This window comes from Pontimicrobium aquaticum (genome assembly GCF_005047595.1).
Classification (GTDB): Bacteria; Bacteroidota; Bacteroidia; order Flavobacteriales; family Flavobacteriaceae; genus Pontimicrobium; species Pontimicrobium aquaticum.
The window spans coordinates 524,021-545,305 of the sequence record NZ_SUPL01000001.1 but is presented as its reverse complement, the minus strand read 5'-3'; the positions used below and the strand labels follow the sequence as shown (position 1 = coordinate 545,305).

Sequence of the window (21,285 nt, the reverse complement as noted above, 5' to 3'; positions counted from 1 at the left end):
TTTATATGTGTTATAAAGGTATTATATACTTTTTAAAACAACGAATTATATATACATTTGTTGCAAATAATTAAAAAATGAAGTTTAATACAAAAGCAATTCACGGAGGTCAAGAGCACGATCCTGCTTATGGAGCAGTAATGCCACCAATTTATCAAACATCAACTTATGCCCAAAGTACACCAGGAGGTCACAAAGGGTTTGAATATTCAAGAACACATAATCCAACACGTAAAGCGTTAGAAAATGCTTTTGCAAGTATTGAAAATGGTAATTATGGTTTGGCTTTTGGGTCAGGTTTAGCAGCAATTGATGCGGTAATTAAACTTCTCAGTCCTGGAGATGAAGTGATTTCTACTAACGATTTATATGGAGGAACCTATCGTTTGTTTAAACATGTGTTTGAAAAATTTGGGATTAAATTTCATTTTGTAGGCATGGAAAGTGTTTCGAATGTAGAGGCAAAAATCAATGAAAACACTAAATTGATTTGGACAGAAACACCAACAAATCCGATGTTAAATATTATTGATATAAAAGCATTGGCTACTGTTGCAAAAAAGCACAATATACTGTTAGCTGTTGATAATACATTTGCAACACCGTATTTACAACAACCTTTAGATTTGGGCGCTGATATTGTAATGCATTCGGCAACAAAATACTTAGGAGGTCATAGTGATGTTGTTATGGGAGCGTTAATGTTAAGAGACAAAGAAATAGCTGAAAAGCTATACTTTATTCAAAATGCAAGCGGTGCTGTTTGCGGACCTCAAGATAGTTTTTTAGTGCTAAGAGGTATAAAAACATTACATGTTAGAATGCAAAGACATTGCGAAAACGGAAAAGCAGTTGCTGAGTTTTTAGCTTCACACCCTAAGATTGAAAAGGTATATTGGCCAGGGTTTGAAACGCACCCAAATCACAATATTGCTCAAACTCAAATGAAAGATTTTGGAGGGATGTTATCGTTTACAACTAAAGGAAATGATTACGACAAATCGATTAAAATAGTTGAAAACCTTAAAATATTCACACTAGCTGAATCACTTGGAGGTGTAGAGTCTCTTTCAGGTCACCCAGCAAGTATGACGCATGCAAGTATTCCAAAAGAAGAGCGTGAAAAAACAGGTGTTGTAGATTCTTTAATTAGGTTAAGTGTTGGTATTGAAGACGAAGCCGACTTAATAAACGATTTAAAGCAAGCTCTAGAGTTAATCTAAATAATAGATATAACCAAAGTTTAGCCATAACAACCAATCGTTGTATTTGTTAGATGTGAGTTGGTGATTTAAACCATCAACCCAATCATGTCCATAATATTGCCATCTTAAATCTAGCATTAAATCAGATAATACACCAAGTTTATATCTAACACCTACGCTTGTTACTAAGGACCAACCACTTTTTGCTTCATTGCTAACCGAATCAGGTTGCCAATACGAATAGAAATTTGCTGGGTCAGTAATATCACCATTGCCATAGGTAGTAGATACTTCAGGTGTAGAATATGTATAATGTACACCAAGACTTATAAAAGGTGCAAAACGATAAGCAAATCCTTGAAAATCCCTAATACTTCTTGGAAAAAACTCTAGTTGAGTACCGATGTCAAAATTTTCGGCAACACCAGTATGAGCTCTTAATTGGTTAGCTTCCGGAGTATTTCTATAAGGAGCTACCCATTCTCCATGATGTTCTAATTGCGACTTGTTATAAGAAATTTCATTTCTAAGTTTAAAGTGATCGTTAAAGTAATTATAGGTAGTATAGCAATTACAATCAGCACTATAAGCAAAATTTAGATAGTGTATAATACCAATACCATAGCCAGAATTTCCAAAATTGTTTTTTTCATTTAAACGTTCCCCAAAATCTGATCTAAATTCAACAGGACCAGCAATAGCACCAATCTCATGGGAGAACCCTAGTTGAGAAAATGTTGTTTGCGCGGTGGCAAATAAGCATATTAGTAAAACTAATTGTTTAGGGTTAAGCATAGTATGTATTGACACTGTAAGGCTATTAATATGAGCAAATATAGAAAACTTCGATGAAACAACAAATAAATCCGATAAAATACATTTATTATTCAATCAATCCTTATGCCGTATAAATAACAGTAAATATTAAAAAGTTATTGCTAAATAATAAAAAATAGCCTGTATTTTTTTAAGATAATGTATATTTGTCGTCATAAAAATTCAATATTTATTATTACTTCAAATTTATATAAATGAAAGCTAAAATTGATGCGTTTTTAGAGCTTGTAAAAGAAAGAAATGGTCATGAACCAGAATTTATGCAGGCTGTACACGAAGTTGCAGAAACGGTAATTCCGTTTATTGAAGAGAATCCAAAATATCAAGGTAAAATGTTGCTTGAAAGAATGGTTGAACCAGAAAGAACCATCATTTTTAGAGTACCATGGGTTGATGATAAAGGAAACACACAAGTTAATAGAGGGTTTAGAGTAGAGTTTAATTCTGCTATTGGACCGTATAAAGGAGGGTTGCGTTTTCATCCAAGCGTTAACTTAAGTATTCTTAAATTTTTAGGGTTTGAACAAGTATTTAAAAATTCGTTAACAACTTTACCTATGGGTGGAGGAAAGGGAGGATCAGACTTTAACCCTAAAGGGAAATCTGATAATGAGGTAATGCGTTTTTGCCAATCGTTTATGAACGAACTTTTCCGTCATATTGGAGCGAATACAGATGTGCCAGCTGGAGATATTGGTGTTGGTGCACGTGAAATTGGATTTATGTTTGGACAATATAAAAGACTTAGAAATGAATTTACCGGAATTTTAACAGGTAAAGGCTTATCTTACGGAGGTTCTTTAATTCGTCCTGAAGCAACAGGGTATGGTACAGTTTATTTTGCTAAAAACATGTTAGCTACCAAAGGAGATTCTTTTAAAGGTAAAACAGTTGTTATTTCTGGATCAGGAAATGTTGCACAATTTGCTTGTGAAAAAGCAACAGAATTAGGCGGTAAGGTAGTAACACTATCTGATTCTTCTGGATTTATCCATGATGCCGATGGTATTGATGCTGAAAAGTTAGCATTTGTCATGAATTTAAAGAATGTTAAGAGAGGCAGAATAAGTGAATATACGTCACAATACCCATCAGCGACATTCCACGAAGGAAAAAGACCTTGGTCAATTTCTTGCGATATTGCAATGCCATGTGCAACCCAAAATGAGCTAAACGAGGAAGAAGCTAAAATGCTAATATCTAATAATGTTATAGCTGTGGCTGAAGGTGCTAATATGCCAACAACACCAGAAGCTATTGAAGCGTTACAAGATGCAAAGGTGTTATTTTCTCCTGGTAAAGCATCAAATGCTGGAGGGGTTGCAACATCAGGTCTTGAAATGAGTCAAAACTCATTACGTTTAAGCTGGACTAGAGAAGAAGTAGATGAGAAGCTTAACAAGATTATGAACGATATTCACGAGTCTTGTGTTACTTATGGAACCGATGAAGATGGTTACGTAAATTATGTTAGAGGAGCTAATGTTGCAGGTTTTGTAAAAGTAGCTGATGCAATGCTAGAACAAGGTGTTGTTTAATAAATAAAACATCGCAAATAATATTTTAAAGCTTCCAGACTTCTGGGAGCTTTTTATTTTTAATCTATATGATTTTAGCATATTTGTCGTTAGTTATAAATATATTTGACTATTGATATAATTATATGAAGAAGACGTTTTTTTTAATGGTTTTTGGGCTTATAGGCATGTTTTTCTGTAATGCTCAAAATACATCATTACTTTGGGAAGGTCATTTTTCTTATTTAAATATTAAGGATGTTGTTTCGAGTGAAGAAAAAATTTATGCAGCATCTGAAAATGCTGTGTTTAGTTATGATTTGCAAACAAATGAACTAGAAGAGATTTCAACTATTCATGGGTTATCAGGAGAGCAAATTTCAACTATTTATTTTAGTGACCATTTTGAATTACTTCTCATAGGATATGAAAATGGATTAGTTGAAATTTATAATGATGCAACTAAAGAGGTGACAACCGTAGTTGATATTTTAGATAAAATTACCATACCTCCTAACAATAAAAGGGTTAATCATTTTAGTGAATTAAATGATTATGTCTATATCTCAGCAGATTACGGCATTTCTGTTTATGATATATCAAGATTAGAATTTGGCGACACTTATTTTATTGGAAATGGAGGCTCGCAAATAAAGGTTAATCAAAGTACTATTTTTAACGGTTATATTTATGCTGCTTGTGAAGATAATGAGGCAATAAAGAGAGGCTTGTTAAGTAGCTCTAACCTTATCGATTTTCAAGAGTGGGAGCAAATTTCAACAGGAAATTTTAATGGTATAGAAGCTATTGAAAACAAATTATATTGCACCTCTACTAATAGAAGAGTTTATGAAATTGATAACACAACTCTAAACCAATTATTTGTTTATCCAAACCAACCTTTAGATTTAAAAACTAGAAACAATCAACTATTAGTGGCAACACAAAACAGTGTATATGTTTATGATGCTAATTTTGTGCTGCTGGCAAACCCAATATTAACTAGCGAATACAACACAACATTTACTAGTGCTACTGTAAGTCAAGAGGGTATTTATATTGGAACAAAAAACTTTGGAGTATTAGAAACCATGCAAACGAATGTGTCGTCGTTTTTAGAAATACATCCAGATGGTCCATTACAAAACAGCATATTTTCGTTAGAGTCAGGATTTGGTAGTGTTTGGGCATCGTTTGGAGACTATACTAGGTTTTATAATCCAGGTCCTTTTAAAAGAGCAGGAGTTAGTCAACTATATGATGAACAATGGAATAATATTCCTTATGATGAGGTGTTTGGATTAAGAAATTTAAATGCTATTTCAATAAACCCATTAAACCCACAACAGGTGTTTGTAAGTTCGTTTCATGATGGTATGCTAGAAATTAATGATGGTATAGCAACCCAAAGACTTGATGAAACGAATAGTGGGCTCGAATCGTTAATTTACCCTCCAGATCCAAATTATAAAAGCATTAGAGTTTCAGGAACAACGTTTGATGACAATGGCGTATTATGGTCTCTTACAGGTCTAGTAGAAAGGCCATTAAAGGCGTTCGACCCTAGCTCTAATTCATGGAGAAGTTTTGATTTTACTGAGCTAATTCCTGAAGTTGATGATAATATTGGTTTTAGCGAACTCTTATTAGCTCCTTCAGGAGATATATTTATTGCGTCATTTTCTTATGGTGTTATTGGGTTTAAACATAATGGAGGCAACCAAATATTTAAAAATGTCGATAAAGAGAATGGAAATCTGCCAGATAAATCGGTAAGAGCCATAGCTTTAGACAAAGGCGGACAATTATGGATAGGAACTGATATGGGATTGAGAGTACTTTACAATACATCAGGCTTTTTTAGTGATGACAATCTAACAACCGATGAGATTGTAATATTAGATAACGGAATACCTAAAGAGCTTTTACAAGATCAGTTTATATCAGATATTAAAGTGGATGGTTCTAACAATAAATGGATAGCAACCATTGGCGCGGGGTTATTTTACTTTTCGCCTGATGGTCAACAAACTATTTATCATTTTACCAAAGATAATTCTCCACTTCCATCAAATAATGTTAATGACGTAACGATAGATAGTAATAACGGAGTTGTTTATATTGGCACAGACAAAGGCTTAGTGTCATTTAAATCAGGAGGTTCAGCTCCAACCGATGAGCTTGTTGATGCTTACGCATATCCTAACCCTGTGAGACCAGGATTTAACATTACAACCGAAAAAATAAAAATTAAAGACATTACAGATAATGTAAATATCAAGATTACAGATATAGAAGGTAATTTGGTAGCCGAAGCACAATCTAAAACAAACTCTAGATATAGAGGCTATAATCTAGAAATAGATGGAGGTACAGCATATTGGAATGGAAAAAACATGGCTAATAATACTGTTGCTTCAGGCGTATATTTAGTAATGATTTCTGATATGGAAACTCTAGAAACCAAAGTTTTAAAGTTAATGATTGTTAGATAATGATTGTTTCTACAAAGGCTATTGTATTATCAAAAATTAAGTACAAAGACAGTGACCTTATTATTAAATGCTATACCGAAAAATTTGGGATTATTTCATATTTAGTTAGAAACGTTATTAAAACGAAAAAGGGGAAATTTAAATCGGCCTATTTTCAACCTTTAAGTTTATTAGACATCGAAGCAGATCATAAAGAAAATCGTTCTTTACAATATTTACGAGATATTAAACTGCATATGTATTATAGCACATTACACACAAATGTTATAAAAAGTACTATTGTCATGTTTTTATCTGAGGTTTTATCAAGTATTCTAAAAGAAGAAGAAGAAAACGAAAAACTTTATAGTTTTTTAGAAACAACCATGATTTGGTTTGATGAAACAGACACAAATGTGAACTTTCACTTATTATTTTTACTGCAACTAACTAAGTATCTAGGGTTTTACCCAGATACTAGTCAATCTCACCTGCCTTACTTTAATCTTGAAGACGGTAAGTTCCATAATAAAATAACAGGAAGGCATAATATTCAAGGTGAAAATTTAATACTATTTAAAGAGATTATTGGTACAAAATTTGATGTAGATAGAGCGATAAATTTTAAACCAACTAAGCGACTGGAAATTTTAAATATTATTTTAAATTATTTTAAATTACACATAGAAGGGTTTAAACAACCTAAATCTATAACAGTCTTAAACCAAATTTTTCATTAAAATGAAGAGCCTTTTTACGCTTTTTTTAATTTCACTTTGCCTAATAGGTAACTCTCAAGAAATTACAATTCTAGATGAAGTTACTAATGAAACCATTCCTGGTGTGGCTGTATTTAACACTTCAAAAACAAAAAGTGCTTTTACCGGATTAGATGGGAAGGTATCAATCGACATATTTTCTAAGAATGAAAAAATAACATTTCAACATCTTGGACACGTTACAATAGCTATAGTAAAATCTAAAATTGACAATTTGGTTTATTTATCTCCTCAAGAACAAGATTTAGATGAGATTGTAATTTCAGCTTCAAAATTTGAGCAAAGCAAAAGGGAAGTGCCGCAAAAAATTATTAGTATAAAAGCAAATGATATAGTTTTGGCAAACCCACAAACAAGTGCCGATTTATTAGGCTCAAGTGGGCAAGTGTTTATACAAAAAAGCCAATTAGGAGGAGGTAGCCCAATGATAAGAGGTTTCTCTACCAATAGACTACTAATATCTGTAGATGATGTACGAATGAATACAGCAATTTTTAGAGGAGGCAATGTACAAAATATAATATCTATAGACCCTTTCTCAGTTCAAAATACCGAAGTTATTTTAGGAGCTGGATCGGTTATTTATGGTAGTGACGCTATTGGAGGCGTTATGAATTTTTATACAAAAAAACCTATGTTGTCTTCATCAAACAATTTAGAATTTAACGCTAATGTTATCTCTAGGTATGCTACTGCTAGTAAAGAAAAGACAGGTCACTTAGATTTTAATTTAGGCTGGGAAAAATGGGCTTCATACACTAGTATTAGTTATACTGATTTTGATGATTTAAAAATGGGAAAATATGGTCCTAGTGAATATTTACGCCCAGAATATATTGAAACAATTAATGGTGTAGATGTAATTAAACAAAATTCAAACCCTAGAGTTCAAAAGTTTACAGGATATAACCAAATAAATTTCTTAGAGAAGTTACATTATCAAGCCGATAAAACATTAAGTTTCGACCTTGGGTTACATTATACAGCTACGTCAGACTATCCAAGATACGACAGACTTATAAGGTACAGAGGAAATAGTTTACGTTCAGCCGAATGGAGTTACGGACCACAAAAGTGGTTTCTAGGAAATTTAAAACTCACAAAATATAGCAGTAAATCTAACCTTTATGACAAAATAAAAGCTACTGTAGCCTATCAAAATTTTCAGGAAAGCAGGATAGATAGATATGTAAACGCATTAGAGAGAAGAAATCGCAAAGAAAATGTAGATGTATTATCCGGTAATTTAGATTTTGAAAAAACGGTATCGGAACGATCTAACATTTTTTATGGTTTTGAATATATTTACAACAAGGTACATTCAACAGGAAAAAAAACCAATATTGTTACAAACCAATCAAAAGCTATAGCATCAAGGTATCCTAATGGTTCCTCATGGCAATCAGCTGCTGCTTATTTTAGTTATAAGTTTAAACCAAACAAGAAATTTACGTTTCAATCAGGCATACGCTATAATCATATAAAAATAGATGCAAATTTCACAGACAACAATGAGTTCTATAATTTTCCATTTAACGATACCAATTTAAGTACTGGTGCATTTACAGCCACCGCAGGTATAAGTTGGTCGGCAAATGAGATATTACAATGGAAACTAAATGGAACCTCGGCTTTTAGGGCACCAAATATTGATGATGTTGGTAAGGTTTTCGATTCCGAGCCAGGATCGGTCGTTGTTCCTAACTCAAATTTAAAACCCGAATATGCGTATGGTGGAGAATTAGGATTAGTCTTAAATTTTAGCGACGATGTTGTATTAGATTTATCAACCTATTACACATACCTCGACAATGCATTAGTAAGGCGAGAGTTTACTGTTAATGGTGATTCACAAATGATGTATGATGGTGAGTTAAGCGATATACAAGCAATTCAAAATGCCTCTAAAGCATGGATTTATGGTTTTGAAGCTGGAGTTAAAGTCACTTTTAGCGACAACTTAAAATTAACATCCCAATATAGCGTTATTGGAGGGACAGAAGAGGAAAAAGGTGGTGTTGAAGTACCAATAAGGCATGTAGCACCTAGCTTTGGAAATACGCACTTAACTTGGGGAAATAACAAATTTAAATGGGATGCCTTTGCAAACTATAATGGAGAATTGTCATTCTATCAATTAGCACCTTCTGAAGCAGATAAGGATTATATTTATGCTAAAGATAAAAACGGTAATTCGTATGCGCCATCTTGGTACACTTTAAATTTTAGATCGCAATATCAAATTAGTGAATCTACATCTATTGTGGCAACTATTGAAAATATTACAAACCAATTGTACAGACCGTATTCATCTGGAGTAGCTGCATCAGGAACTAATGTTATAGTGTCTTTAAAATATACCCTATAAAACAATAAAAGCGAGGGCTCTCCCCCGCTTTTATACATAGTCACTTTCTATTTTTAGTACCTCTTAATGGCTTTTTTATTGATTATTACATTGTTATCAAGCGTTATTTTAGCAATGTAAGGCGCACCACTTAAATTAGAAAGCGATAAAGTTTCATCGTTGTTACTTACGTCAAAATTATACAAAATGCGACCTTGTAAATCAATAATTTTAATGTTGGTCATAGAGTTGCTAGCATTCAGCTTAAACTGAACATTGCCATTAGCATGTTCAATAATTGAGAGCTGATTACTACCAATTAGTTGCTCGTTAAGAGAAAGCGCATCTTGAGAAAAAACGATTTCAAAACGGTCGTTAAACTCACCAACGTTTGATGTGAAATTATAATCACTCACTTTCAAGTTATGAAGTTTATTTAGCAAGTTATCTTTTAAATAAACAGCATTATTAGTTAAAAACCCTCCTTCAAGTTGCGCTATAGATATTGAATAGATAGTTGGTACATCAATACTGGTTTTATAACCAATACTAATCACTTCATCCTTATCAATACTGTTAATAGCCTTCCCTTGAATGACGAACTTTTTAGTATTGTTTTCAATAGTGGAATACAATATAGCTGCAGCATTAGAAGAAAGATTCCTAGGTGTGTCATAAGCCATGCCATCATCATCGTCTGTGGCATTTTGGACATAAGCAACGAGTATTTGTTTAAACACACCATTATCAGACGTTAGGTTTAGCCAAAGCTTATTCATTTTAGTGTTATGAGTAGTCCTAAAAAACTGGTCATTATTATCAGTAACTCTCATAGAATTATTAAAAACAACAGTTCCCCGACTTATATCATTAACTGTAGTATCAGGTGTAGCATCATCAGAATAAACCACAAAGAATCCCTGACCAGAAGGGATATATCTAGTTGGGGTAACCCCATCTCCACCCGCAATCTCTCCCACCGCATTAATGACTGCATAATCTGAAGAGGCAAAATTTAAATTTTGGTTTCCATTAGCAGTATCGGAAGGCACTGTATTTTGAGACCATAAAAACAGGGCACCATCTAAAGTAAGATTATGATGAGGTATATTGGTTGCAATAATACTATTGGTGGTCAAAAACACATCAGCATCAATAGCCGAAGGATATGGATTTCCTATAAAATTCCAGTTATTGTCATTGGTTTCAGAATCATTTCTATACACAGGAACCGTGATTTCACCGTTGTTAAAAGCACCATGAAAAGAATATACAAATTGATTTCCTGGAGAAAAATTAAATGCAACCTGATCATGCGTTGATGCATAACCTACTCCAGGGATCATAGTATCTGCTGCGTTGGCATATACCCAGTCATTACCATCATCATCAATGTCGTCTTGTCCCGTTTCTGATGTATTATTGTTGTTGGTTTCCATTGTGGCATCCAAATAGTTTTCAGCATTATACCAAAACCGTCTTCCAATATCAGCATCTGATAAAGCACCGCCTATCGTTTCGTTTTCAACAGGCGAACTCCAATAAGTGTATTCATACCATTTATTAGCTGGTGCTGTTTCTTTATTAACGGTAATATTTCCGTTATTGGTTACACTGCTATTATCATTGATTTGTACGACTGACCCTTTTGGTTGTACTATAATACTACCATTAACTACAATGTCGTTTTCAACTTCAACATACGTATTGTTTGCTATAGTTAATGTATAACTATTATTAACCGTTAAGTTACAGGTGCTGAAACTTCCGTTTGTGGTGCTGTTATAATTATCGTTGATGATAACAGGATCGTTTAATGTTGGAGTTCCAGAAGGATTAACAGAATTCCATTGCCCAGATTCCCAAGTATACGTCGTTCCTCCGTAGCATGGGATATCTTCTACTGATCCATTAAACTCAAATCTTTCAAGCCCAAAAATACCTAAAGGGTCTCCACCCCAAGCATAGATTCTAAAAGTTATTGCAGAGGTTATGTTTTGATACTCTGGGGCAGATAAATCAATATAATTGTATCCAACCAAAGTAGGGGTTCCTATATCACTTGCAAGACTATCTACACTACTTCTGATAGAAATATTGGTTGGTATTTGTCCATAAATGCCTTCAACTACTCCAGTATAAATAAAATTATTAAAATTGATTTGTTTGCCAGGATCTGGGGTTAATACAAATTCTAAATAATCGTCTTCATGAAAGACTTCAGACCAATTATATGCGGCATACTTATTTTCTCTATATGGGTTTTGAACACGAGTTATATTGCTTCCTCTCCCAATTCCTGAAACAGTAATATTTGCATCAACATACTGGTTATTTGTATATGGATTATCAGCAGAAGGGTCAGTGTCGGTTATTTCATTAGAAAAAATAGTTTGACCGTAGCTAAAGTATAGCACCCCAAAAAGCAGTATAAAAGTAATGTTATATTTCATTTGCTATTAATCTGACAAACAAAATAGTAGGGCAGCTATTTTTATAGTATTTAATTCAAATATAACACTAATAATATGAATGCTATTGAGGGAAAACCGTAAAATTATTGTGGTTTTACCGTAATTATGAGTTTAAGTAATTTTAAAAAACACAGATTGTAGAGCACAATTTGCCGTCAATTGTTATTTTTGAACTATGTTTAAAAAACGCACCTATACATTAGAGGAAGCCAAAAAAGCGCTTGAAAATTATTGCGCTTATCAAGAGCGTTATCATAAAGAGGTTAGGCAAAAGTTACAAGGGATGTATATGATACCTGAAGCTATAGATGTAATTATAGTGCATTTATTACAACATAATTATCTGAATGAAGAGCGTTTTACCAAAGCATATGTAAGTGGAAAGTTAAAACACAAGAAATGGGGAAAACAACGTTTAATCCAAGAACTAAAGAAAAGGGATATTTCTAAAGTAAACATAACGAAAGCCTTAGCAGAGATAAATGATGAAGAATATTTAAACATTTTTAATGATTTAGCAGAAAAAAAGTTTGGTTTAATTAAAGAACGTAATATCTATAAGCGAAAGAAAAAATTGGCAGATTACTTATTATACAGAGGCTGGGAAGCTTTTTTGGTTTACGATAAAGTAAATGAACTTGTTACTTAAGGTTGTTTGATTTATTGGTTCTAACAATGGCCTGTTCATTTTTCCAATCAATCCATTTTTGACCTTTTAAGCGTCGCATAGCATTGTCAAAATTTCGCATAAAAAAGATATTATAAATCGCTTTTCCTAAGTTTTTCGGATTTCTGGCAATAGCTCGTAAACTCATAGAAAACCCAGGGGTAATATAACGCATATAGTGCCACCAGCCTTCAGGCATATAAAGCACTTCACCATGATTGAGGTTGGCAATATAGCCTTGTGCATGTTTTAAAGCTGGCCATTTATTAAAATCAGGATTCGCAAAATCAATATCTTCTCTTGTTATTAGTGAATGAGGTATTTTATAAAGATGTTTGTTTTGTTTTTGGTCGAATAAAATACATTGCTTTTCTCCTTCAAAATGGAAATGAAAAATATTGGCTAAATCTATATCGTAATGCATAAAAGTATAGGAGTTTCTTCCTCCAAAAAATAACATTGGTAAGCCTTTCATGAGTCGTAAACCAAAATTAGGATATTTATAATCTTTTTGAAGTTGAGGTACTTCTTTTAAAATATTCCAAAGAAAAATACGATACTTTGTTGGTTCTTTTTTTAACAAATCAACATATTCACTCATTTTCATAGTCGCATGTGGTTCGTTAAAGCCATCTTTATAATCTACAGGTCTGTCGTCGTAAAGCGGTACGGTTTTATCTCCAGCAACTTGTTTCATATAATCTAAATTCCATTTAGTAAATGCTGGCCAATCTTCAATATAACGCTCAATAACCACAGGTTTTTGTGGCTTAAAATAGTGTTTTATGAATTCCTGTTTTGTAATGGTTTTTACACGCGGAACCTCTTGAAGATTTAATTTCAATTGAATTCGTTTTAACGTTTCAAATTTAACAAAACGTTATCTAATTTAAAATAATGTTTGTGCAATATCTAAAATCTATATTTTACATCCAATAACACATTACCTTTAGGCATAGGTACTAAGTTAGTTTCAGTATAGTAGGTATTAAAAATGTTGTTTCCTATCACTGATATTTCAAATGACTTTAGATATAATGTTGCTTTCAAATCAACCACATGATAATCGTTATCTGTTCCTTCAGTTCGTTTTGCAAATTTATAAGCAATACTTTGTCTAAAATTTTTAAAGAACTGTGTTCTAAAAGTAGCAGTAGCGTGATGTTGTAATGAGTTGATTGAATATCTTGAGAAATTAACTTTCGATTTTTTTAAGTCTTCATCTAAATATGTATATCCTAAAGTAATATTCTGATTAAAACCACTTATAGTATAATTTATAGACGCATTCGCTTCCAACCCAATAGTGTTTAAATTTTGAATATTTGTTGCTTCCCATAAATCGTCCGATTTTTCTTTTACATAATCAATAAGATTGTTAGAATCTCTATTGAATATAGCTAAAGAACCAGAGAAACTCCCTTTAGTATATTTAATTCCTAGCTCTTCGGTTAGTGCTTCTTCAGGTTCTAAATCTTCATTTCCAACTGTTGTTGGGTCGTTATAAAATAAGTCAGTATATGTTGGGATTCTATAAGTATAACCAGCATTAGCGTATATTTTTAAATGGTCGTTTACTTGGTAACCAATATCTATTCCTGGGAATGCATGGAATTTAAAATCGGAAAAATAGTTTATCGCTATTCCAGGCGTGACATCTAATTTGTCATCTGCAAAAGTAAAACGATGTTCTAAAAACATATTTGTCATAAAACGATCACGATTTCCAAGATTATTACTAGACAAATACACTTTGGCAATATCTACTCCAAAACCAGTTGTTCCTAAGTTAGATTTATATGATATGTTTACTTCTCCACCAACTTTATTCGAAATATGTAAGTTTCGGTAAATAGAAGGGTTGTTTCTAACAAACACATACATATCTTGGTTGCGTTTCCAATATAAACGAGGTTTTAATGTAAAGTTTCCTTTTTTGTAAACCGATGATGCTCCAACTAAACTGCTTTGTGTTTCTTCATACTGGTTAATAGCCGAAGGAGATGCATAAAACCCATTGGCGCCAAACTTGCGATCAGTATAATAACCTATAAGATTTATAGGTGTATGATTTTTATTAAAGGTTCCTTTTATAAAATAATTATGATTTTTAAAATCGGTATTATGCCTGTAACCATCTGATGTATTCACAGACGCATGAGCGATAATAGAGGTTCTATTAAAATCAATCCCTGTAGTTCCTGTAGCATGTTGTTGTCCAAAAGACCCCACCTGAAAACCAGCAGTGTTTACATTATTAGTATTCTTTTTTGTAACAATGTTTATGGCACCTGTAAAAGCATTTTGCCCAAATATGCGTGCTGCTGGTCCTTTAATTATCTCTATACGTTCAATGACTTCAATGGGTAAAGCCATATTCATGGTATGGTGGCCAGTTTGTGCATCTTCCACTTTAATACCATCAATTAGAACTAAGGTTTGGTCGAAGCTTCCACCACGAATGTATAAATCGGCTTGCATGCCATTAACACCACGACGTCTCATATCTATTCCAGCCACTTGTTGTAATAATTCAGTAACGTTAGTTGCTGGACTTTGTGAAATTTGGCTTGCAGTAATTACTGTAACGGTTCTTGAGTTTTTTTTAAATGGAATATCTATACGGTTTCCTATTAAGGTTATGGAATCTAAACTTTGCCTTGAAACTTCTTGAGCATTTAATTGAAATATGGTAATAAATACAGCTATTGTAAGTGTAAGTTTTCTTTTCATAAGATGAAATAATTTTAAGATGCAAAATTCGTAACTTTCCGGACTATTAAAATAGTCCAGTTTCGAAATGATTAATAGTCCGGTTAATGAAAAATTACAGCAGCTTATATCTATTGATAAATCTACTATACAACCTGTATATATACAAGTAGCACAGCAAATAATAAATGCTGTTCAGCGTGGTTATATAATAAAAGGGAGTAAGTTACCGGGAACACGTATTTTAGGCAATTTGTTAGGGATTCATAGAAACACAGCTGTTGCTATATATGAAGAATTAGCCTCACAAGGTTGGGTAGATATTGTTGCTAATAAAGGAACCTTTATTTTAGTACCAGAACAAACTACAGCCATAATTAAAGCTACAGGAAAACATGTAAATCAGGCCTATACGTACCCTAAAGAAACGGGTTTTCCATTTCAAAAATCATTTCATTTAGCATCAACTAAACAAGAAACAAGAGCAACTTATATTATAAATGAAGGTAGTCCAGATTTACGATTACATCCTGCGCATCAGTTTTCAAGATGGTATAGTGCCGCTATGAAACGAAAGACTTTACAGTATAAATGGAATAGAAGATCAGCCTCAACCATTACTAACTATAAAATTAACCTTTGTAATTATTTAAACGCAACACGAGGGTTTCATATAATGCCAAATAATTTAATGAGCACAAGAAGTACAGAGATGAGTCTGTATATTGTGTCACAGTTGTTAATAAATCAAGGTGATGTAGTTTTGGTTGGTCGGCTAAGTAATTACTCTTCAAACACTATTTTTCAGGAATCAGGAGCCATTATAAAAACCATACCTATAGATGCTGATGGTTTAGATGTAGATTATATAAAAAAGCATTTTGTTAAAGGTAGTATAAGATGTGTTTATGTAAGCGCACATAGGCATTACCCAACAACTACAACCTTGAATGCAGAAAGACGATTGCAATTATTACAACTAGCAAAGGATTATGGTTTTGCTATTATAGAAGATGATTACGATTATGATTTTCAATTTGAAGGGTCTGCTATGTTACCTATGGCAACGGCAAATACTTACGGAATGGTTATTTATCTAGGTAAATTAGGGCAGTCTTTATTTCCAAGCTTTCAAACAGGTTTTGTAGTGGCACCAGAAGCATTAATTATAGAAGCCAATAATTACTTAACATTGCTTGATGCACAAGGAGATGCAATACAAGAACAAATGTTATCTGAATTAATAGATGAAGGTGAAATATATAGACTTGTTAAAAAAAATGTCATCACCTATAAAAAGCGTCGCGACTGTTTATGTAACTATTTAGACCATTATTTTGAGAATAGTATAACTTACACTAAACCTAATGGAGGCTTAGCTATTTGGCTGGAATTTAATGTCACAATTTCTCTAGTAAAACTAGCAGAAGAAGCCGAAAAATTAGACGTATTCTTACCAAAAACCATTTTGTATCAAGATAGAAACACCTGTGCCATTCGTTTTGGTTTTGGACACTTAAACGAAGAAGAAATCGAAGCAGTAGTTGAAAAATTAAAGCATGCTTATACTAAGGTTGTTAGCGAGTTATAGCTTGTGCTTTAAACTTAAAAACATCCTTTTTCAATATAAAATTATTGTTTTTCGATAATTTTAAATATATTTGCTATATCAATTAATCAAAAAACAGCAAAGTTATGTCAAGTAATCTTCAAGTAAAACAACGAATAATAAAAGGGAACAAATTAGAATGCAATGTGTGCAAACATGATAAATTTTGGGCAAGAACCACATTAATGAATACACCTAGAATGACCTTTTTTAAATTAGATTGGGCAAATAAGCAAGCTTTAAACTATATATGTAATAATTGCGGTCATGTACATTGGTTTATGAATAAATAAGACATTATGAATACAAAAAGAATACTTAAAATATTGCATGTGTTTGCATGGATAGCCTTGATTGGGCTGTCAATTAAGGCAGGTGCTATAATCATATCATATTTAATAAGCTTAGGTAACGAAGAAGTTGCTAAAGATTTATATGAAGGCATGAATTTAATTGCTTATAAACAAAACAGTTTGGTGCACTACTCTATTATTGTTGGCTATAGAATTATTCAATTTAGTATTCAAGCATATATTGCATTTCTTGTAGTGAAACTCTTGAGTAACTTAAACATAAACAAACCATTTAATGCAAATGCTTTAAAATGGATGCAAACTATTAGCTATAGTCTTTTGCTAATGTGGGCAATTGTAGTAGCTCATAATATTCACGTAGGAATTTTAGAGGCAACACAAGGCATAAAAGCAACCTTAATACCTAGCGAATTTGTGTTAATAGCAGGTATCGTTTACGTGTTTTCACTATTATTTAAAAGAGGGTTGGAACTTCAATATGAAAACGATTTAACCATTTAGCCTATGTCAATAATTGTAAACTTAGATGTCATGCTGGCAAAGCGCAAAATGAAAAGCAAAGATTTGGCCGAAATTATTGGTATTACCACTGCTAACCTGTCCATATTAAAATCAGGGAAAGCAAAGGCAATTCGTTTTTCAACCTTAGAAGCCATTTGCAAAGCATTAGATTGTCAACCAAGTGATATTTTGGAATATGTAGAAGAGTAACCTATATACTTTAATTCATTATTAGTTTCTGTCATTCTGTAAAAATAGTATCTTAGTTGCTTAAACACTTTTTTTACTATTTCAATCATGAAAAAACTATTTTTATTACTCACACTTTTGGCCTTTTTTAATTGTAAAGAAGGCACTCAAACCGAAGAAGCCTCAAAAGGTGTTTCTACGACTTATAACATTTCATTTGAAAATGCTGTACATCACGAAGCTAACGTGCAAGCAACCTTTACCAATTTAAAATCTGGCGAAGTAGAATTTAGAATGAGTCGTACCTCTCCAGGACGTTATGCATTGCACGAATTTATTAAAAACGTATATGCAGTTAAAGTAACAGATAGCCAAGGAAACGAGCTGGAAACCACAAGACCAGATCCTTATTCTTGGAAAGTAAACGGACATGATGGTACCATAAAAGTATCATATACCTTATTTGCTAATAGAGGCGGCGGAACCTATGCGCAAATAGATGAAACCCATGCACATTTAAATATTCCAGCAACGTTTATGTATGCGCCAAGTTTAGCGAATGATGAAATGGAAGTAACGTTTAATGTACGTGAAGATTTAAATTGGAAAATAGCCACACAATTAAAGCATAAAGACGGAAACACCTATTACGCACCTAATTTGCAGTATTTTATGGATAGTCCAACCGAAATCAGCAACCATGGTGTTCGTTCGTTCGATGTAAATGGGCAAACTGTAAATCTTGTATTGCATCATAACGGTACTGATGCCGAATTAGATGAATATTTCGAGAAAGTAAAGAAAGTAGTATTAGAACAAGAAGCTGTTTATGGTGAATTACCAGATTTTGATTATGATAATTATTATTTTTTAGCTTGTTACATTCCTAATGCATCTGGCGATGGCATGGAACATCGTAACTCCACAGTAGTAACATCTACAAGAAGTTTGGCTGATGGAGGTATGGAAAGAAATATAGGGACAGTATCTCATGAGCTTTTTCATGCGTGGAATGTAGAGCGTATTCGTCCGCAATCTTTAGAACCTTTCGATTTTGAAGAAGCAAATATGAGTGGTGAACTTTGGTTTGCCGAAGGATTTACAAGCTATTACACCAACTTAATTTTATGTCGCGCAGGGCTCATGGAGCCAGAAAACTACGTAAGAGGGCTTTCGGGAACCTTTAATTATGTATGGAATTCTCCTGGGAGACAATTTTTTAATGTGATTGAAATGAGTTATCAAGCACCTTTCGTGGATGCTGCTCGTTCAGTAGATCCTGTAAATAGAGGTAATACCTTTATTTCGTATTACTCTTATGGAAGTGCTTTGGGCTTAGCTTTAGATTTATCGCTTCGTGAAAAGAATTTGAATCTAGATGATTATATGAAGTTCGTTTGGAATACATTAGGAAAAGATGAAAAACCATACACGATCCCAGATTTACAAAAGGCACTTAACGAATATGCGGGAGAAGGTTTTGGAGACACGTTCTTTAATAATTATGTACATAAAAGCGATATGCCAGACATGAAGCGTTTGTTTAAAACTGTTGGTGTGTCATTAACACAGGATGATACAAAAGCGCGTTTTGGCGCAAGTGTTAGACAAGGCAAAATTTATGGTTACACAAGTATTGGTTCATCAGCTTATGAAGCAGGGCTTGAAAATGGCGACACTATCATTCAACTAGGAGATTATGTGTTAAGTGATGATTTAGACTCTAACACTATAATGACGAATTTTAAAGCAGGTGATGTAGCTAAAGTAGTGTATGAACGTTTAGGAAATAAAAGAGAAACAAGCCTAACGTTTAAATCAGATCCTTCTTACTCTATAAGTATTAATGAGAATGCTAGCCAGGAACAAGTAGCAGCAAGAGAGGCTTGGTTACGTAAAAAAAGTAAATAATTTAAAAACACTTTCTATAAAAAACTAAAGCAAATATGTACCTTTATAAGCATGTTTGCTTTAGTTGATTGTAATAATTTTTATGCCTCTTGTGAACGCGTATTTAATCCTAATTTACGCGAAAAACCTGTTGCTATCCTAAGTAATAATGACGGTTGTGTTATTTCTATGAGCGATGAAGCTAAGCATTTGCAACTTCCTTTTGGAGCACCAATTTTTAAGTGGGAAGGCTTTTGTAAAGCGAACGATATAGAAATACTATCATCAAATTATCCGTTGTATGGAGACATGAGCAGCCGCGTTATGTCAATTTTACAACAATTTACACCAGATGTTGAGGTGTATAGTATAGATGAAGCATTTTTAGAATTTAAAGGCTTCGATACCTATGATTTTAATGATTATGGAAATCAGATAAGACAACGCATTTTAAAATGGACAGGTATTCCAACATGTGTTGGTGTAGCACCAACAAAAGCGTTGAGTAAAGTAGCTAACAAGATTGCAAGAAAGTTTCCTAAGGAGACCAAAGGGGTGTATGTAATAGATTCTGAAGAAAAACGAATTAAAGCCTTAAAATGGATTAAATTGCAAGATGTTTGGGGAATTGGAAGAGGACTACAAAAACGGTTGGCTGCAAAAAACTGTAAAACAGCATTCGATTTTACACAGTTATCGGATGATTGGGTTCGCAAGCATTTTTCAATAACCGAGTGGAAACTAAAAAAGGATTTAGAAGGTATTTCAACCTTAAAACTAGACGAAATTAAAACAAAACGAGCCATTGCAACCACACGAAGTTTTGAATATACATTTTCTGATATTGACAATATTAAAGAGCGTGTTTCAACTTTTGCTACCAGTTGTGCCGAAAAACTTCGTAAACAAGAATCTAGCTGCCACATGATTATTGTTTTATTAAGTAGCGATAGACATAAAAAGGACTTAGAACAACATCGTGTTAGTAGAGTAGTAAAATTATCATATCCTACAGATTCAACGCTTACTATATGCAAATACGCCGTAGAAGCTGTGACATCAATTTTTAAGGAAGATATAAAATATAAACGAGCAGGCGTTATCGTAACAGGGTTGGTTCCTACTTACAATCATCAGTTAAATATTTTTGAGCAAGAAAACCCTAAACACAAACCTTTAATGACAGTAATTGATAGTATTAACAAACGGTATAAAGATTATAAAATAAAACTTGGTAATCAAGATTTAGAACGTACATGGAAAATGCGCCAAGAACGTTTATCACCAAGATATACAACAGATATAAATGAAATTATTAAAATAAAATAATGACAAAATCAACCCAAGATTTAACTTTTTTAACACCAAAAAAAACGAATAGTCTAGGTGCAATACTAGTAGATGCTGGTATTTCAGCTGGATTTCCTTCTCCCGCCGAAGATTTTAAACAACAACGATTATCATTAGATGAAGAGCTTATTAAGAATAAGGAAGCTACTTTCTTTGCAAGAGTAAGTGGTCAATCCATGATAAATGCAGGACTAAATGATAATGATTTATTAATTATTGATAGAAGTCTAGAGCCTGAGCATAATAAAATAGCTGTTTGCTTTTTAGATGGAGAGTTCACCGTAAAGCGATTAAGGGTAGAAAAGGATGGTATTTGGTTACAACCCGAAAACGATAACTATAAGCCTATTAAAATAACCCAAGACAATCAATTTGTCATTTGGGGAATTGTAACTAATGTGATTAAAAAAGTATAACTTA

The 21,285-nt window shown here is 33.0% G+C and carries 17 protein-coding genes; 13 read left to right on the top strand and 4 right to left on the bottom strand.

All coding sequences use genetic code 11. From position 1 onward, the window contains the following. Positions 1-77: 77 nt before the first annotated feature. Positions 78-1,223 (top strand): cystathionine gamma-synthase, encoded by a 1,146-nt coding sequence (locus E5167_RS02465; protein ID WP_136840684.1) that lies wholly within the window; start codon positions 78-80, stop codon positions 1,221-1,223. Here the strand turns inward: E5167_RS02465 and E5167_RS02460 are convergent. After that, positions 1,215-2,000, bottom strand: coding sequence for a THC0290_0291 family protein (locus E5167_RS02460; RefSeq protein ID WP_136840901.1), 786 nt, complete (start codon positions 1,998-2,000; stop codon positions 1,215-1,217). The genes E5167_RS02465 and E5167_RS02460 overlap by 9 nt on opposite strands. A 236-nt stretch (positions 2,001-2,236) precedes the next feature. Here E5167_RS02460 and gdhA point away from each other — a divergent pair, with 236 nt between their 5' ends. The 4 genes from gdhA to E5167_RS02440 all read left to right on the top strand — a co-directional run bounded on the left by gdhA (position 2,237) and on the right by E5167_RS02440 (position 9,180). Beyond that, a complete protein-coding gene (gene gdhA, locus E5167_RS02455) occupies positions 2,237-3,580 on the top strand; it encodes an NADP-specific glutamate dehydrogenase (RefSeq protein ID WP_136840682.1) in 1,344 nt (447 codons plus the stop codon). A gap of 125 nt (positions 3,581-3,705) precedes the next feature. Then, positions 3,706-6,054: a type IX secretion system anionic LPS delivery protein PorZ gene (gene porZ, locus E5167_RS02450; RefSeq protein ID WP_136840680.1), complete on the top strand. Its 2,349-nt coding sequence runs from the start codon at positions 3,706-3,708 to the stop codon at positions 6,052-6,054. Next, the gene (gene recO / locus E5167_RS02445; RefSeq protein ID WP_136840678.1) at positions 6,054-6,773 is read left to right on the top strand and encodes a DNA repair protein RecO; all 720 of its coding nucleotides are present in this window, start codon (positions 6,054-6,056) and stop codon (positions 6,771-6,773) included. The genes porZ and recO overlap by 1 nt, the downstream gene beginning before the upstream one ends. Position 6,774: 1 nt before the next feature. Then, positions 6,775-9,180, top strand: coding sequence for a TonB-dependent receptor (locus tag E5167_RS02440; protein WP_136840676.1), 2,406 nt, complete (start codon positions 6,775-6,777; stop codon positions 9,178-9,180). A gap of 53 nt (positions 9,181-9,233) precedes the next feature. On the opposite strand, the gene E5167_RS02435 is transcribed toward E5167_RS02440, so the two are convergent. Beyond that, complete coding sequence (locus tag E5167_RS02435; RefSeq protein ID WP_136840674.1) at positions 9,234-11,612, bottom strand: T9SS type A sorting domain-containing protein; 2,379 nt, start codon at positions 11,610-11,612, stop codon at positions 9,234-9,236. Between the two features lie 196 nt (positions 11,613-11,808). Here E5167_RS02435 and E5167_RS02430 point away from each other — a divergent pair, with 196 nt between their 5' ends. Beyond that, the gene (locus E5167_RS02430; protein WP_136840672.1) at positions 11,809-12,282 is read left to right on the top strand and encodes a regulatory protein RecX; all 474 of its coding nucleotides are present in this window, start codon (positions 11,809-11,811) and stop codon (positions 12,280-12,282) included. Here E5167_RS02430 and E5167_RS02425 read toward each other — a convergent pair. Together E5167_RS02425 and E5167_RS02420 are read right to left on the bottom strand one after the other, a co-directional pair. After that, positions 12,275-13,144, bottom strand: coding sequence for a cupin-like domain-containing protein (locus E5167_RS02425; RefSeq protein ID WP_136840670.1), 870 nt, complete (start codon positions 13,142-13,144; stop codon positions 12,275-12,277). The genes E5167_RS02430 and E5167_RS02425 overlap by 8 nt on opposite strands. 68 nt (positions 13,145-13,212) lie before the next feature. After that, complete coding sequence (locus E5167_RS02420) at positions 13,213-15,033, bottom strand: TonB-dependent receptor plug domain-containing protein (protein WP_136840668.1); 1,821 nt, start codon at positions 15,031-15,033, stop codon at positions 13,213-13,215. Between the two features lie 67 nt (positions 15,034-15,100). On the opposite strand from E5167_RS02420, the gene E5167_RS02415 reads away from it, so the two are divergent. The 7 genes from E5167_RS02415 (at position 15,101) to E5167_RS02385 (ending at position 21,281) form a co-directional block, all read left to right on the top strand. Continuing rightward, the gene (locus E5167_RS02415; RefSeq protein WP_136840665.1) at positions 15,101-16,603 is read left to right on the top strand and encodes an aminotransferase-like domain-containing protein; all 1,503 of its coding nucleotides are present in this window, start codon (positions 15,101-15,103) and stop codon (positions 16,601-16,603) included. A gap of 104 nt (positions 16,604-16,707) precedes the next feature. Beyond that, on the top strand, positions 16,708-16,914 hold the full coding sequence (locus E5167_RS02410) for a hypothetical protein (RefSeq protein ID WP_136840663.1): 207 nt from the start codon (positions 16,708-16,710) through the stop codon (positions 16,912-16,914). A 6-nt stretch (positions 16,915-16,920) separates the two neighbouring features. Next, positions 16,921-17,436, top strand: a complete 516-nt coding sequence (locus E5167_RS02405; protein WP_136840661.1) for a DUF2975 domain-containing protein — start codon at positions 16,921-16,923, stop codon at positions 17,434-17,436. Positions 17,437-17,439: 3 nt separating this feature from the next. Then, on the top strand, positions 17,440-17,646 hold the full coding sequence (locus E5167_RS02400) for a helix-turn-helix domain-containing protein (protein WP_136840659.1): 207 nt from the start codon (positions 17,440-17,442) through the stop codon (positions 17,644-17,646). A gap of 87 nt (positions 17,647-17,733) precedes the next feature. Continuing rightward, positions 17,734-19,536: a M61 family metallopeptidase gene (locus E5167_RS02395; RefSeq protein ID WP_136840657.1), complete on the top strand. Its 1,803-nt coding sequence runs from the start codon at positions 17,734-17,736 to the stop codon at positions 19,534-19,536. A gap of 51 nt (positions 19,537-19,587) precedes the next feature. Continuing rightward, the gene (locus E5167_RS02390; protein WP_136840655.1) at positions 19,588-20,844 is read left to right on the top strand and encodes a Y-family DNA polymerase; all 1,257 of its coding nucleotides are present in this window, start codon (positions 19,588-19,590) and stop codon (positions 20,842-20,844) included. Then, on the top strand, positions 20,844-21,281 hold the full coding sequence (locus tag E5167_RS02385; protein WP_136840653.1) for a LexA family protein: 438 nt from the start codon (positions 20,844-20,846) through the stop codon (positions 21,279-21,281). The genes E5167_RS02390 and E5167_RS02385 overlap by 1 nt, the downstream gene beginning before the upstream one ends. Positions 21,282-21,285: the final 4 nt, after the last annotated feature.

Bases quoted from the DNA above. Each gene is read 5' to 3' on its own strand.
- E5167_RS02465 (WP_136840684.1), top strand. From the start codon at position 78: ATGAAGTTTAATACAAAAGCAATTCACGGAGGTCAAGAGCACGATCCT.
- E5167_RS02460 (WP_136840901.1), bottom strand. From the start codon at position 2,000: ATGCTTAACCCTAAACAATTAGTTTTACTAATATGCTTATTTGCCACC.
- gdhA (WP_136840682.1), top strand. From the start codon at position 2,237: ATGAAAGCTAAAATTGATGCGTTTTTAGAGCTTGTAAAAGAAAGAAAT.
- porZ (WP_136840680.1), top strand. From the start codon at position 3,706: ATGAAGAAGACGTTTTTTTTAATGGTTTTTGGGCTTATAGGCATGTTT.
- recO (WP_136840678.1), top strand. From the start codon at position 6,054: ATGATTGTTTCTACAAAGGCTATTGTATTATCAAAAATTAAGTACAAA.
- E5167_RS02440 (WP_136840676.1), top strand. From the start codon at position 6,775: ATGAAGAGCCTTTTTACGCTTTTTTTAATTTCACTTTGCCTAATAGGT.
- E5167_RS02435 (WP_136840674.1), bottom strand. From the start codon at position 11,612: ATGAAATATAACATTACTTTTATACTGCTTTTTGGGGTGCTATACTTT.
- E5167_RS02430 (WP_136840672.1), top strand. From the start codon at position 11,809: ATGTTTAAAAAACGCACCTATACATTAGAGGAAGCCAAAAAAGCGCTT.
- E5167_RS02420 (WP_136840668.1), bottom strand. From the start codon at position 15,033: ATGAAAAGAAAACTTACACTTACAATAGCTGTATTTATTACCATATTT.
- E5167_RS02415 (WP_136840665.1), top strand. From the start codon at position 15,101: ATGATTAATAGTCCGGTTAATGAAAAATTACAGCAGCTTATATCTATT.
- E5167_RS02410 (WP_136840663.1), top strand. From the start codon at position 16,708: ATGTCAAGTAATCTTCAAGTAAAACAACGAATAATAAAAGGGAACAAA.
- E5167_RS02405 (WP_136840661.1), top strand. From the start codon at position 16,921: ATGAATACAAAAAGAATACTTAAAATATTGCATGTGTTTGCATGGATA.
- E5167_RS02400 (WP_136840659.1), top strand. From the start codon at position 17,440: ATGTCAATAATTGTAAACTTAGATGTCATGCTGGCAAAGCGCAAAATG.
- E5167_RS02395 (WP_136840657.1), top strand. From the start codon at position 17,734: ATGAAAAAACTATTTTTATTACTCACACTTTTGGCCTTTTTTAATTGT.
- E5167_RS02390 (WP_136840655.1), top strand. From the start codon at position 19,588: ATGTTTGCTTTAGTTGATTGTAATAATTTTTATGCCTCTTGTGAACGC.
- E5167_RS02385 (WP_136840653.1), top strand. From the start codon at position 20,844: ATGACAAAATCAACCCAAGATTTAACTTTTTTAACACCAAAAAAAACG.